13 protein-coding genes are annotated in these 13,286 nt (G+C 58.5%); 6 read left to right on the forward strand and 7 right to left on the reverse strand.

Annotation, left to right across the window (positions count from 1 at the left end):
- Positions 1–15 precede the first annotated feature (15 nt).
- Together AC2FLB_RS04500 and AC2FLB_RS04505 are read left to right on the forward strand one after the other, a co-directional pair.
- Positions 16–498 carry an Lrp/AsnC family transcriptional regulator gene (locus tag AC2FLB_RS04500; protein ID WP_496691044.1) on the forward strand — a complete coding sequence of 161 codons (483 nt, stop codon included), beginning with the start codon at positions 16–18 and terminating at the stop codon, positions 496–498.
- Positions 499–528: 30 nt separating this feature from the next.
- Positions 529–1,095: a tetratricopeptide repeat protein gene (locus tag AC2FLB_RS04505; RefSeq protein WP_496708721.1), complete on the forward strand. Its 567-nt coding sequence runs from the start codon at positions 529–531 to the stop codon at positions 1,093–1,095.
- A gap of 47 nt (positions 1,096–1,142) precedes the next feature.
- On the opposite strand, the gene AC2FLB_RS04510 is transcribed toward AC2FLB_RS04505, so the two are convergent.
- The 7 genes from AC2FLB_RS04510 to AC2FLB_RS04540 all read right to left on the reverse strand — a co-directional run bounded on the left by AC2FLB_RS04510 (position 1,143) and on the right by AC2FLB_RS04540 (position 9,255).
- On the reverse strand, positions 1,143–3,032 hold the full coding sequence (locus AC2FLB_RS04510; protein ID WP_496708722.1) for a PhoX family protein: 1,890 nt from the start codon (positions 3,030–3,032) through the stop codon (positions 1,143–1,145).
- A 207-nt stretch (positions 3,033–3,239) separates the two neighbouring features.
- Positions 3,240–4,235, reverse strand: coding sequence for an ABC transporter ATP-binding protein (locus AC2FLB_RS04515; RefSeq protein WP_496708723.1), 996 nt, complete (start codon positions 4,233–4,235; stop codon positions 3,240–3,242).
- The gene (locus AC2FLB_RS04520) at positions 4,232–5,266 is read right to left on the reverse strand and encodes a Gfo/Idh/MocA family protein (protein ID WP_496708724.1); all 1,035 of its coding nucleotides are present in this window, start codon (positions 5,264–5,266) and stop codon (positions 4,232–4,234) included. Before AC2FLB_RS04520 ends, AC2FLB_RS04515 begins: the two co-directional genes overlap by 4 nt.
- Complete coding sequence (locus AC2FLB_RS04525) at positions 5,263–6,102, reverse strand: carbohydrate ABC transporter permease (RefSeq protein ID WP_142636672.1); 840 nt, start codon at positions 6,100–6,102, stop codon at positions 5,263–5,265. The genes AC2FLB_RS04520 and AC2FLB_RS04525 overlap by 4 nt, the downstream gene beginning before the upstream one ends.
- Positions 6,103–6,112: 10 nt before the next feature.
- Positions 6,113–7,027 (reverse strand): carbohydrate ABC transporter permease, encoded by a 915-nt coding sequence (locus AC2FLB_RS04530; protein WP_496708725.1) that lies wholly within the window; start codon positions 7,025–7,027, stop codon positions 6,113–6,115.
- A 65-nt stretch (positions 7,028–7,092) separates the two neighbouring features.
- A complete protein-coding gene (locus AC2FLB_RS04535) occupies positions 7,093–8,346 on the reverse strand; it encodes an ABC transporter substrate-binding protein (protein WP_282021497.1) in 1,254 nt (417 codons plus the stop codon).
- 24 nt (positions 8,347–8,370) lie between these two features.
- Positions 8,371–9,255, reverse strand: coding sequence for an N-acetylmuramic acid 6-phosphate etherase (locus AC2FLB_RS04540; RefSeq protein ID WP_496706647.1), 885 nt, complete (start codon positions 9,253–9,255; stop codon positions 8,371–8,373).
- Positions 9,256–9,426: 171 nt separating this feature from the next.
- On the opposite strand from AC2FLB_RS04540, the gene AC2FLB_RS04545 reads away from it, so the two are divergent.
- The 4 genes from AC2FLB_RS04545 to nagA are packed head-to-tail and all read left to right on the forward strand — an operon-like array spanning position 9,427 to position 13,219.
- Positions 9,427–10,302 carry a glucosamine kinase nucleotide-binding domain-containing protein gene (locus AC2FLB_RS04545; protein WP_496708726.1) on the forward strand — a complete coding sequence of 292 codons (876 nt, stop codon included), beginning with the start codon at positions 9,427–9,429 and terminating at the stop codon, positions 10,300–10,302.
- The gene (locus tag AC2FLB_RS04550) at positions 10,289–11,038 is read left to right on the forward strand and encodes a GntR family transcriptional regulator (RefSeq protein WP_496708727.1); all 750 of its coding nucleotides are present in this window, start codon (positions 10,289–10,291) and stop codon (positions 11,036–11,038) included. The genes AC2FLB_RS04545 and AC2FLB_RS04550 overlap by 14 nt, the downstream gene beginning before the upstream one ends.
- 19 nt (positions 11,039–11,057) lie before the next feature.
- Entirely contained in the window at positions 11,058–12,086 is a 1,029-nt protein-coding gene (locus AC2FLB_RS04555) for an SIS domain-containing protein (protein ID WP_496708728.1), read from the forward strand.
- On the forward strand, positions 12,083–13,219 hold the full coding sequence (nagA, locus tag AC2FLB_RS04560; RefSeq protein ID WP_496708729.1) for an N-acetylglucosamine-6-phosphate deacetylase: 1,137 nt from the start codon (positions 12,083–12,085) through the stop codon (positions 13,217–13,219). Before AC2FLB_RS04555 ends, nagA begins: the two co-directional genes overlap by 4 nt.
- Positions 13,220–13,286 lie beyond the last annotated feature (67 nt).

The following is a 13,286-nucleotide window of genomic DNA, read 5'->3' on the forward strand; positions in this document are numbered from 1 at the left end:
GATAATGCCGTGCAAATGAACTTTCCGGATTTGGATCGGTTTGATCGAGCGATCTTGGCGATTCTCTCAGAGGATGGGCGCATATCAGTTGCCGACCTTGCGCGGCGGATCGGGCTGTCGAAATCCCCAACCCAGGCGCGTCTAAAGCGACTTGAGGTTAGCGGGGTGATCACCGGGTATCGCGCTCTACTGGACCCGATCCGACTGGGGCTGGACCATGTGGCTTTTGTCGAGGTGCGCCTGACAGACACAAGAGAGAAGGCACTGGCCGAGTTTAACGCCGCAGTCCGCAAGGTGCCCGAAATCGAGCAAGCCCATATGATCGCGTCGAATTTCGACTATCTGCTGAAAATCCGCACTGGTTCAATGTCGGAATACCGCGCCGTTTTGGCTGAGAAGATATCCTCGCTTCCGCATGTGGCGAATACCTCGACCTTTGTGGCGATGGAGGCAGTTAAGGAAACCGTTGTTTCAGGCGCTTTGGACAGGGTGGGTTGACGAATTGCGCAAGCGCGTCACCATACGCGTATGAAGCGTTTTGTGTTCCCTCTGCTAGTGTTGGCGGCCCTTCCAGGTGTCGCCTGGTCTGAAGAATGCCCGTCCTCGCCGGATCATACCGAAAGCATCTCGGCCGTAATCGCGCAAATTCAGGATGTTGGAAACGAGGCCGAAGCCCAGACATTTTCCAATCAGTTATGGGAGTTCTGGACCGATGCGCCCGACGCTGTTGCGCAGGCCGTGCTGGACCGGGGCATGACCCGCCGCAGTGGCTGGGACCTTCGGGGCGCCATCGAGGAGTTTGACAAGCTCATCGAATACTGCCCGCATTATGCCGAGGGGTACAATCAGCGCGCCTTTGCATATTATCTTAGCCAGGATTTCGCATCTGCGTTGCCGGATCTGGACAAGGCGATCGAGCTGTCTCCGAACCATGTCGCGGCGATCAGCGGGCGCGCCCTGACGCTGCTTGGCTTGCATCGGATAGATGAAGCCCGTGCGGCACTGTTACATGCTTTGAAGCTTAATCCCTGGCTGTCCGAGCGCCACTTGATGGCTCCAGGCGGACCGTTGGAGCCGCCCGGTGAGGATATCTGAGGAATAGACGTCCCCGACCCATAGGACCGGGGACAATCTGGAACAGCTTAACCGACCAGCCCGTTATCGGTGCGCTTGATCGTGATCACCGACGAGCGCGGTGTGCCACCATCCGGCCATTCGCTGCCGGGATGCTGAATGCCGACAAACATGGTGCGCAGATCGCTGGACCAGGCCAGACCCGTGACCTCACACCCGTTTGGACCGGTCATGAAACGGGCGATTTCGCCTGTGACCGGATCGCCGACCAGCATCTGGTTGTTGCCGTGACCTGCGAAGTCTTCTTCATTGTCGTCATTGCCGTCGGTCTGGATCCAGACCAGACCGGTCGAGTCAATGGTCATCCCGTCGGGTGAGTTGAACAGGTTGCCCTCGTTCACATTGGCCGACCCGGCGCGGGCGTCAGAATGCACCGTCGGATTGCCGGCCATGACATAGAGACCCCAAACGAACGCGTCGGCTGCGTGGTCGTCATTATCCGGTTTCCAGCGAACGATCTGGCCATATTTATTGGCCTCACGCGGGTTGGGTCCATTGGTCGACGTATCGTCGCCTCCGGCATTTGGTTTCACGCCGCGGTTCTTGTTGTTGGTCAGGCAGCAATAGGCTTCGACCGCTACTGGGCTGGACGCCACCCATTCAGGGCGGTCCATTGTGGTGCCGCCTGCTTTGGATGCCGCCATTCGGGTAAAGATCGCAATATCCGCCGCATCCATGCCGGTTGCATCCGGCGTCAGCGGCAGCCAGGTGCCTGTCATGTCGTCATCGAATTTCGCCACATAAAGCGTGCCGTCGTTCAACAGGCTCTGGGTTTCGCCGCCGGGCTGATAGGTTCGGTTCGAGACGAATTTGTACAGATACTCGCCCCGCTCATCATCACCCATATAGACAACCACGCGGCCATCAGCGGCCAGAGTCACCTCGGCATTTTCATGCTTGAAACGGCCCAGACCGGTATGTTTGACCGGGGTGCTATCCGGTTTGGTCGGGTCGATTTCGACGATCCAGCCCACCCGGTGCGGCTCATTGGGGTTTTTGGAGGTGTCGAACCGCGGATCGAACAGTTCGTAGCCGTTCCAGCTTTCGGCTTTGACACCATAGCGTTTGAAACCGTCCGCGACCTTTTGATCATAGCTGGCGTTTTCGTCGCTGGAGCCGAAATAGCCGTTAAAGTTCTCTTCGCAGGTCAGATACGTGCCCCAAGGCGTCTTGCCTGCACCGCAGTTGTTCATGGTGCCCAGCGAGGTTGTGCCGGTCGGGTCGGCCTCGGTCTTCAGCAGATCGTGGCCAGCGGCGGGGCCGACGATAGCCATCAGCGTGTTGTGGTGAATGCGCCGGTTGAACGGGCTGTCTTTAACCACGGACCAGCCTTCGGGGCCTTCGGTGATTTCCATCACGGTCACACCCTGCAGGTTCTGCAGTTTGCGCACGTCGTCAGCACTGGCTGGAACGCCTTCCTGCGCGGCGGGCAGGTTGATCTTACCGTTCGGATATTCGTGATTGATCGCAATCAGCTCATGACCCTGGAAGATAAAGGTCTCCATTCCGTCGGTATTCTCGCCAAAGATGCGGTCCGAGTTCTCGACTGGGCCGCCCTCGGCTAGGTCATAGCCATCGGCATCCGAAAACAGCGGGTCGCCCCAGCGCATCAGGATCTGCCAGTCGTACCCTTCGGGCACATGGACGGTGCCGTCGGTCTGTGCGGCGATTGGCGTGAAGGCAAAGCGGGATGCAGCCTGTGCCTGCGCCGAGGTCGAACCAAGTAGGCCAGTACCCATCGCAGCCGCGCCAGAGCCGAAAGCCACAACGCCGGACAGAAATCCACGGCGGGAAATGGCGCTTTCGACGACACGGTCAAAGTCGTTTTCTTCGGGGCGGGGGAAATGCAGCTCGTCCCAGTCGTCGGCGGAAAGTGTGGTAGGGTCAACGTCTTTCATGGATTGCTCCTGGCTGTCGGTGAAAAGTCGATGAAACGCATTTAGGGGGCATTTGTGACAGGGTGATAACAGCACCATTAACGATGGCGCCGGGATACTCAGGAAACAGATTTACTCGGGATGCGTAAGGATACGCCGATTGGACCAGCCCGTCAAAACGGGTTGATCACGGCGTGTTTTATTGGGGTTTCGCCAGGGGAAAAGCGGTCAGGTAAGGCGCTGACCTTCGGCGTTAAACCGATAGGCCTTGTCCGGAGAATAGGCGAGTCGCAATTCCTGCCCTTCGGATATCGCATGCTGGCCAAACAGGCGGGCGGTTACGGCATGTTCGTTGACCTGTGCGATGACATTTGTGTCTCCGCCCAGCTTTTCGACATGGCTTACACGCGCGGTGAGCGGTCCGTCATCTGAAACAAACAGGTCCTCGGGCCGGATGCCGATCGTGTTCTGACCGCTTTCATTAAGCAGCCCCTGCGGCAGGAAATTCATCGACGGAGAGCCGAGGAACCCGGCCACAAATTGGTTGGCAGGGTTGTTATACAGCTCCATCGGGCTGCCAATCTGTTCCACCCTTCCGTCGCGCAGAACGACGATCTTGTCTGCCAGCGTCATCGCCTCGGTCTGGTCATGGGTGACATAGATCATCGAGGCGTCCAGCGCGCGGTGCAGATTGGCGATCTCGATCCGCGTATTCATGCGCAGCGCGGCATCCAGATTGGACAGAGGCTCGTCAAACAGGAACAGTTTGGGTTCGCGCACGATGGCACGGCCAATGGCAACCCGCTGACGCTGACCGCCTGACAATTCCGACGGGAAGCGATCCAGATAAGGCTCGAGGTTCAGCATCCGGCTGGCATTGGCGACGCGCTCTTCGATCACCGATTTGGGCTGCTTTTCCTGTTTCAGCGCCAGCGTCATGTTTCCCCGGACATTGAGGTGCGGGTAAAGCGCATAGCTTTGGAACACCATCGCGATACCGCGCTTGGAGGGCGGCAGCAGATTGACCTGTTGACCACCAATATGGATATCGCCTGAGGACGCATCCTCGAGCCCGGCAATCACTCGCAATAAGGTGGACTTGCCGCAGCCCGAGGGGCCGACAAAGACGACGAACTCGCCGTCTTCGACCTCGAGCGTGATGTCCTTCAGGACATGCACATTGCCGAAGGATTTATTGATTTTGTTCAGCGTCAGGGCGGTCATGTCGCTTGCTCCTCAAAGGAAACGGGCTGGCCTGTGCGGATGCTTTCATCCGCAGCCAGGCAAATGGCAAGGGATTGGACGGCGTCATTCATATGACGCGTCAGGTCGATATCGTCAGTGATGGCGCGCAGCATATAGGCCTGTTCGGCATCGCAGAGGTTTTGGTGGCCGGGTTCATCCGGCATCTCGATTGTGTGGTCGCCGTCGGGCGTGTGCACCAGCAGACCGCCGACTTTGGTATGCCCGTCGATATCCGCCGAGGCGCCCTTGTTCCCGTCGGTGATCGAGACCGAGCCGTTGGGCGACACGATATCTTTCACGAAGAACGCGGTTTCCGACATCATCGGGCCCCAGCCGGCCTCGTACCAGCCGACCGAGCCGTCATCGAAGACCACCTGGAACTGGCCATAATTATACATTTCGGGCGCGATCTCATCGGACAGGCGCAGACCCATGCCGTGGACGCGCACCGGTTGCGCGTCGGTGATCTGACACATCACATCGACATAGTGAACGCCGCAATCCACGATGGGCGAGGTGGTCTGCATCAACGCTTTATGCGTCTCCCATTCCGCGCCGCTGGATTGCTGGTTCAGGTTCAGGCGGAATACATAAGGCCCACCCAGGTTGCGGGCCTCGGCAATCAGCCGCACCCACGAGGGGTGGTGGCGCAGGATGTAGCCAACAACCAGCTTGCGGTTCAGTCGGATGGCGGTTTCGACCACGCGCCGCGCATCAGCGACATTGGTGGCCAGCGGTTTCTCTACAAAGACATGCGCCCCGGCTTCCATCGCCGCACAGGCATAATCCGCATGGCTGTCGGAATAGGTGGCGATCACGACCAGATCCGAGTTTGTTTCGGCCAGCGCGGTTTCGAAATCCGAATAGGCAGGATAATCCGCCAGATCGGGGTCATCCACGCGCCCGGATCGGTTCACCAGCCCAGCAATTTGCACGTCCGGGTGATGGTGATGGGCCAGCGCGTGGCTGAACCCCATATTGCCAAGACCTGCGATCAGAACACGTGTCATTTGACAGCCCCTGACGTGATGCCGCGGATCAGCTGGCGCGAGAATATGACATAGAGAACCAGGACCGGCAGGATTGCCATCGACAAGGCTGAAAGGACGGCGTTCCAGTCGGTGACAAATTGACCGATAAAGACCTGGCTGCCCAGCGTCAGGGTCTTGGTCTCTTCGGCGGGGGCCAGGATCAGCGGGAACCAAAGGTCGTTCCAGATCGGGATCATGTTGAATACGGCCACCGTCGCCATGGCGGGCCGCACCAGTGGCAGCACCAGGCGGAAGAAGATCGTATATTCCGACAGCCCGTCGATGCGCCCGGCGTTTTTCAGATCGTCGCTGACCTGCCGCATGAATTCGGACAGGATGAACACAGCCAGCGGCAAACCCTGTGCCGTATAGACCAGGATCAGCGCCCAAAGTGAGTTCACCAACCCGGTCGCCACCATCATCTCAAGGATTGCGACAGTGCCGATGCGGATCGGAATCATGATCCCCAGTGCCAGATACAGGCCCATCAGCAGGTTGCCTTTGAACTGGTATTCGGACAGCGCATAGGCCGCCATGGCACCGAACAGCAGGATAAAGAACAACGACGCCACGGTGACGATCATCGAGTTCTGAAAGTAGAGGAAGAAATCCCCCTGCTTCATCACCGTCTCATAGCCGATCAGCGAAAAACTGTCTGCGTTGGGCAGGGCCAGCGGTTCGCGAAAGATCGACCGGCGGGTTTTGAAGCTGTTGATCAGGATCACAAAGACCGGGAACAGCGCGATCAGCGTGTACAGGATCAACCCGGCATGCATTGCTGCGGTGTTGAGGGGGTTTTGGCGTGCTTTGTTCATCACTTGGCCCTCACAGTTGATACCGGCGCATCCGGGTCTGGATGCCGAACAGATAGATACAGACGCCCACCAGGATGATTGCGAACATGGCCCCGGCGATGGCGGACCCCATATGCGGGTCGCCTAGTTGCAACTGGAAGCCGAAGAATGTGCGATACATGAAAGTACCTAGAATATCGGTTGAGAAATCCGGCCCCGCCAGCGCGCCTTGTGAGGCATAGATCAGGTCGAATGCGTTGAAATTTCCTACAAAGGTCAGGATCGAGATGATCCCGATCGAGGGCAGGATCAGCGGTAGTTTGATCTTCCAGAAGGCCGAGGCCCCGGTGATGCCGTCGATCTCTCCGGCCTCAAGGATTTCTTCGGGGATGGTCAGCAGGGCGGCATAGATCAGCATCATCGGGATGCCTACGAACTGCCAGACCGAGATCAGCGCCAGCGTGGTCAGCGCGTATTCCTCTTTGCCCAACCATGGCGCAAAGAGCGACTTTAGCCCAACCGCGTCCAGCATCGAGGGCGCTATGCCCCAGATCGGTGACAGGATCAGTTTCCAGGCAAAGCCCACGATCACAAAGCTGAGGATCGTTGGAATGAAGATGGCCGAGCGATAGAGGGCCGCAAACCGTAGGCGGGGGTGGCTGAGAAGGGCGGCCAGCGCGATGCCGATCGGGTTCTGAACCAACATATGGATCAGGAAGAACCAAAAATTATTACCCAGAGCATTCCAGAACTGATCCGACCAGTTGGGATCGAAAAACAGCGTCTGGAAATTCTGCAATCCGACAAACACGCGAGCCTGATCAACCTCTGTATACAGTGCAAGGCGCAGTGTGTTGAACAGCGGGAAAATCATCACAGCGGTATAGACGAGTACGGCAGGTGCCAGAAATACAACGATATGCCAGCGGATGCGGGGGCGGGTCATGGGATTGCTTTCAAAGGGGTGTCGGAGTTACCCGGGCGGTCGGCACCGCCCGGGTATGGATCAGCTTACTGATGCGGAGCGTACCAGGAGGCCAGGCCTTCCTGCAGTTCGGCACCCAGTTCCTCGGGGGATTTTGCGCCTTTGATGGCGGCAACCGAAGCGCCCCAGGTATCGTTTTCAAGGTTCGGTGTGCCACGCGACAGGATTTGATAGGTCGAGCGGATGGTCGATTCACACTCTTCGCGCCAGCCTACGATTTCCTTGGCCAGCGGGTCCTGCAGCTCGACCGGAGTGTTCGAGAGCGGGAAGAAGCCAGGCAGGGCGTTGCCGAAGATTTCGGCGAATTCCGGGCTTGCGACCCATGCCAGGAACGTCTCGGCAGCTTCGGGATTCGCGGTGGCCGCATTCATACCAATGCCAATGTCGGTGTGGTCCGAGATATAGCAGGTATCGCCCGCATTCTGGACTGGCGGCTTAAAGGCGCCCATTTCGAAATCGGCCTGCGCATTGAAGCCCGAAATTTCCCAGGATCCCGCAGGGTAGACGGCTGCGCGACCCAAGGTAAAGATGTTCTGGCTGTCGGGATAGGTCTGCGCCTCATATCCATCACCCAGATAAGCGCCCCAACGGGCCAGGGTGGCATAGGGGGCGGTCCAGGCTTCATCGGTCAGCTTTTGCTCGCCCGCGATCAGCGCCTGGCGGCCCTCTTCGCCTTTCCAATAGTTCGGGCCGATGTTGTTATAACCCATAGTGGCGGCTTCCCACTGGTCGTTGGTGCCCATCGCCATCGGGATATAAGTGCCGTCTTCCTTGATCTTGTCGAGGGCGGCAAAGAACTCGTCCTCGGTTGTGGGAACTTCGATACCCAGTTCGGCAAACGCGTCCTTGTTATAGATGAACCCGTGGATCACCGACGCCATCGGAACGCAGAAACTGGCCGAGCCGTCATCCGTTTGCCAGGCCGATTTGGCGACATCCGAGAAGTTGTTCATCGCTTCGACACCCGACAGGTCGCTCAGGTGGCCGGCCTCATAGAGGGCCAGTGATGCATCGAAAGGACGGCAGGTGATCAGATCGCCAGCCGAGCCCGCATCCAGTTTCGAGTTCAGGACAGCGTTGTATTCTGCCGGGGCCGAGGGTGTAAATTGCACTTTGATGCCGGGGTGTTTGGCCTCAAACGCAGGGATGATCTGGTCCTGCCATAGGGTCAGGTCGTCATTTCGCCAGCTCTCGATGGTCAGGGTCACATCATCCGCATAGGCAGCCGACGCCATCAGCGTCGTGCCCAGCAGAGCAAGTTTCAAGCTATTCTTGGTCATCCATATTCTCCCGATTGATGGTTATTATTCTATGGCCAGTGCGGCCGTTAGGATTCCGTCTGATGTTCGTAGGCGTTCGGTGGCTTCGGATGCCGAAACACCTTTTGCGGCGACAAGCACGGCGGGCTTCACATCACCGCGCGTTGCTTCCAGTGCGCGCTTTGCTGCGTCTGTGTCCACCTCGGCAATGCGGGTGACGATTCCGGCCGCGCGGGCGCGCAGTTTGTCATTGTCCGCGCGCAGGTTGACCATCATGCCGCCATGTACGTGGCCAAGGTCCAGCGCCATCAGCGACGACAGCATATTCAAGGCGATCTTTTGTGCCGTTCCCGCGCCCATCCGAGTTGATCCAGAGATCAGTTCGGGCGGTGTGGCAAGCAGGATCGGGATGTTGGCCTGTATCAGCAGGGGGCTGTTGGCGTTATTGGCGATGCCGATCAAGGTCGCGCCGTTTGCGCGGGCGATGCCTACCGCTGTCATCGTGTAAGGTGTGGATCCGCTGGCGGATACGGCGATCACCGTGTCCCGGGCTGACAAACTGTTCAGCGCTTCACGCAGGTCACCGTCGGCGTCTTCGGAATCACCCGGCATCTCGACACCCGTCGGAAGACCACCAGCCATGTGAATCCGCAACTGATCCGGCGTGATCGAGAAGGTCCCGCCCAGCTCTTGCGCGTCAGCCGCCGCCATCAAACCGGACGAGCCCGCCGCAACATAGTGCAGCATGCCGCCCGACCGGAGTGTCTCGGCCATCGCAGCGGCGCCCAATGCAATAGCCTGCGTGGCCGAACGCACCGCCGCTGCAGCAGCGATCTGCCCCTCGGCCAGCAACAGCGCCGACCCTGTCAGGTCTTCGCGGCTCAGGCTGGCGGCGTCGCGGTGCAGTTGTTCGGTTGACGGCAGCGTCAAGAGAATCCCCTCCCAGGTTTCCCGATTACAATACCTATTTAATACCACCTGTCCAACATTTTCTTTTCGGTACTATTTGGGTGCTGATTTTAAAGGAAAAATCGAGATATTGGCGAAAATAGCATAAAACGAGGCTTTTCTAATCGAAATAGGTATTGTATTGGTATTGTCATGACTGAGTCCCTGAATAATGCTGTGCTGGCCATTGATGGCGGTGGAACGCGGTGTCGCGTTGCCTGCGAGGTTGCCGGAGTTATTCACGGTGTTGAGGTCGGCGCTGCGAATGTCTCGACTGATTTTGAGGCCGGTGTTTCACAGATAAAACTTGGGTTGGATCAGCTGTCCGGCAAGCTTGGCCTCGGGGTTGAGACCTTGTTGGCCTACCCTTCTTTTGTTGGCTTGGCCGGGATCACGGATCAGACAATCGCAACCCGCCTGAGGGATGCGCTTGGCCTGACGCGCGCCCGGATTGAAGATGACCGCCCCGCAGCTTTGCGCGGGGCCCTGGGTGCGCAGGACGGGCTGATCGCCCATTGTGGTACAGGCTCATTTCTGGCCAGACAAACTGGTAGAGACATGCGCTTTGCCGGTGGCTGGGGCTCGGCCTTGGGGGATGAAGCCTCGGCCCAGTGGGTTGGAAGGATGGCGCTGTCCTTGGCATTGCGTGCGTTTGATGGAACGCAGACCCGTTCGGACCTTTTGACCACTTTGCTGTCCGAGCATGACGGACCTGCCGGGATCGTTCGCTTTGCGGGGGCTGCAGACCCTGCGCAGTTTGGTGCGATTGCACCAAAAGTGACCTTGGCGGCTCAGAATGAAGACGAGGCCGCGCAACACATCATGCAGGCAGGTGCTGCTTACCTGGCCGATACAGCCGCGCGTCTGGGGTGGAGCCCGGGCACCGCGCTGTGCCTGACGGGCGGTATTGGTGGTCAATACGCGTCGTATCTGCCCGAAAACATGCAATCCGACCTGCGCGCGCCGTTAGGAGAACCGCTCGACGGGGCGCTTGCCCTGGCGAAGGAGGTAGAACATGAGCATCGCTGATTTTCTGCGCTCGGAATCCTGGCTGACCGCTGACAACGGCCCGCGATATGTGCAGCTGCGGCGCAGGCTGCAGGAGGGCATTGATACCGGCGTTCTGCCCCCCAATTCGTCGCTGCCGTCCGAGAGGGAACTTGTCGAGATCACCGACCTGTCGCGCGTCACTGTGCGCAAGGCGATTCAAGAGCTTGTCCAAGAGGGCGTGATCGAACAGCGTCAGGGCTCGGGCTCGTTCATCCGCGAGCGTATGGCGCGGGTCGAACAATCGCTGACGCATCTGACATCCTTCACCGAAGACATGACCAGCCGCGGAATGAAGACCGCCTCGAAATGGCTGGAGCGGGGGGTTTTTGCCCCGACACAGGAAGAGATTGCCGCCTTGAGCTTGTCCGAGGGTGAGCAAATTTCTCGTATCTACCGATTGCGCGAAGCCGATGGCCGTCCACTGGCGCTGGAAAAAGCGGCGCTACCTTTGGATATCCTGCCGAACCCGATCGAAGTGACCACCTCTCTGTACGAGGTCTTGGAGCAGTTGGGCCGCCGTCCTGTTCGGGCGGTTCAGAAGATCTCGGCCCTGAATTTGGCCGCGCGTGAGGCTGAACTGCTTGATGTTCCCGAGGGAGCCGCTGGGCTGAATATTGAACGTGTTTCTTTTCTCAGAAACGGACGCGTCGCCGAACTGACACGCTCACTTTATCGCGGCGATGCGTATGATTTTGTCGCTGAATTGCGGTTGTAACCTGAAAGGACGGAACTAGATGTCCGTAGAACTCTCGAAGATGCGTCAGGAAATTCTGGAAATTCCTGATGCCGTAGACCGATTGCTAAGCAATGGGGCTGACAATATCCGCCACGCTGCCCAGTTGGCGCGCGACGCAGACCCGCGTTTTCTGGTCTCGGTGGCGCGAGGATCTTCGGATCACGCCTGCACCTATCTGAAATATGCATGCGAACTGTTGCTGAACCTTCCTGTTGCCTCGGTCGGGCCCTCGGTCAACTCGATCTATGGTGCCGAGCTTCGGGCGCAGGGTTCGTTGAGCATATCGGTGTCGCAATCTGGTCAAAGCCCGGACATCGTTGGCATGACGCGCGCGCTGAAACGATCTGGTGCCGTGACGGTCGCCATTACGAACAATACGGAATCCCACCTTGCAAATGCCACGGATGCCGTCCTGCCTCTTCATGCCGGACCGGAATTGAGTGTGGCAGCAACTAAGACCTTTGTGACGTCTCTGGTGGCGGGGCTGTGGTTGCTGGCGGAAATCGCGGATGAGGCTGAGCTGAAGCAGGCCATATGGTCACTGCCCGGGTATCTTGGGAAGGCTGCCCAATGCGACTGGACCCCGGCCGCCAATGCGATTTCCGGCCGGTCCCTGTTTACCTTGGGTCGCGGTCCGTCGCTGGCGATCTCGAATGAAGCGGCGCTGAAGATCAAAGAGACCTGCCAGATCCACGCCGAGAGCTATTCGACTGCCGAAGTTCTGCACGGGCCGGTCTCAATCGTTGAAGAAGGGTTTCCAACCATTGTGTTCGCCGCCGGTGATGCCGCTGAACAAACAACGGCAGAAGCGGCTGATGCGTTGGCGGCAAAAGGGGCTACCGTTTTTGCCGCAACCTCGGCGGTGAAACAGGCGCAGCCTCTGCCGGTCGTCAGAACGGACCATTGGCTGACCGATCCCATCAGCACCATCACATCGTTCTACAGCATGGTTGAATCGGTCGCCTGCAATCGCGGAATTGACCCTGATGCCCCGCGTCACCTTAAGAAAGTTACGGAAACTGTATGACCTCTGAGACGGTTGTATTCAGAAACGGCGCCTATTTCGACGGCACACACCTGCTGGAGGGGCAGGCGGTTGTGTTTTGCCAAGGTAAATTGTCCGAGGTCACCCCGGCAGACGGAACCAAAATCGCCGGGCAGCAGGTCGATCTGAACGGTGATATTCTCTGCCCCGGATTTGTGGACCTACAGGTCAATGGCGGCGGAAGTGTCATGTTCAACGATGACCCTTCTGTCGAGACTATCCAGCGCGTTTCTCAAGCGCATAGAAAGCTTGGCGTCGCATCCTTTTTGCCCACCCTGATTACCGACACTGCGGCCAAGACCCAGCAGGCAATAGAGGCCGCGATCAAGGCTGTGGATGTCGGTGTTCCCGGTGTCGCTGGACTGCATCTGGAGGGACCGCATCTTTCGTTGGCGCGAAAAGGGGCGCATGACGCCGCGCTGATCCGCCCGATGGATGAAGAGGATCTGACCACCCTGATAGCCGCGGCCAGCCGATTGCCTTGCCTTAAAGTAACCCTGGCGCCAGAAGCTGTGTCTGAGCGACAGGTTACCTCTTTGGCTGAGGCCGGAATTCTGGTGTCTCTGGGTCATAGCGATGCGGATTTTGCGACCTGTCAACGTTATGCTGCGGCGGGCGCGCGCTGTGTCACACATCTGTTCAACGCCATGAGCCAGCTTGGAAACCGCGAGCCTGGTCTTGTGGGGGCGGCGCTGGCCAATGCGGGTTTGTCTGCGGGTCTGATTGCCGACAGTATACACGTACACCCTGAGGTCATGCGGGCGGCATGGGCGGCAAAGACCGGCCCGGCCCGGATATTTCTGGTCAGCGATGCCATGGCTGTTGCCGGAACAGAGGATGCCGAATTCAACCTTGAAGGGCGCCGTATTACCAGAACGGATGGCCGCCTGACGCTTGAAAATGGAACGCTGGCAGGGGCTGACCTGGATCTGACGACGGCTGTTCGCATCCTTGTCAAAAATGTCGGTGTCCCGCTGAAGGATGCGCTGAGCGCCGCAACGACCTATCCTGCGAAGTTGATTGGCTTGGCCGAATCTTCCAGTAAGAATCTGGCATCCATGATCCGTATTTCGGCGGATCTTGAATCTTGCGAATGGGCGAATGCCGCGCGTTGAATAAGCCGCGCGCTGCCGAAACGACCCCGGGATTACCGATGCGCCGGGGTCCGTCCCCGGGTGTCAT

The sequence above is a fragment of the Ruegeria sp. CDSA236 genome, from assembly GCF_059611285.1.

Coding starts and splice junctions, on each gene's coding strand:
- AC2FLB_RS04545 (WP_496708726.1), top strand. CDS start 9,427: ATGACTGAGTCCCTGAATAATGCTGTGCTGGCCATTGATGGCGGTGGA.
- AC2FLB_RS04555 (WP_496708728.1), top strand. CDS start 11,058: ATGTCCGTAGAACTCTCGAAGATGCGTCAGGAAATTCTGGAAATTCCT.
- AC2FLB_RS04520 (WP_496708724.1), bottom strand. CDS start 5,266: ATGACACGTGTTCTGATCGCAGGTCTTGGCAATATGGGGTTCAGCCAC.
- AC2FLB_RS04510 (WP_496708722.1), bottom strand. CDS start 3,032: ATGAAAGACGTTGACCCTACCACACTTTCCGCCGACGACTGGGACGAG.
- AC2FLB_RS04505 (WP_496708721.1), top strand. CDS start 529: ATGAAGCGTTTTGTGTTCCCTCTGCTAGTGTTGGCGGCCCTTCCAGGT.
- AC2FLB_RS04550 (WP_496708727.1), top strand. CDS start 10,289: ATGAGCATCGCTGATTTTCTGCGCTCGGAATCCTGGCTGACCGCTGAC.
- AC2FLB_RS04535 (WP_282021497.1), bottom strand. CDS start 8,346: ATGACCAAGAATAGCTTGAAACTTGCTCTGCTGGGCACGACGCTGATG.
- AC2FLB_RS04530 (WP_496708725.1), bottom strand. CDS start 7,027: ATGACCCGCCCCCGCATCCGCTGGCATATCGTTGTATTTCTGGCACCT.
- AC2FLB_RS04500 (WP_496691044.1), top strand. CDS start 16: ATGAACTTTCCGGATTTGGATCGGTTTGATCGAGCGATCTTGGCGATT.
- nagA (WP_496708729.1), top strand. CDS start 12,083: ATGACCTCTGAGACGGTTGTATTCAGAAACGGCGCCTATTTCGACGGC.
- AC2FLB_RS04525 (WP_142636672.1), bottom strand. CDS start 6,102: ATGAACAAAGCACGCCAAAACCCCCTCAACACCGCAGCAATGCATGCC.
- AC2FLB_RS04515 (WP_496708723.1), bottom strand. CDS start 4,235: ATGACCGCCCTGACGCTGAACAAAATCAATAAATCCTTCGGCAATGTG.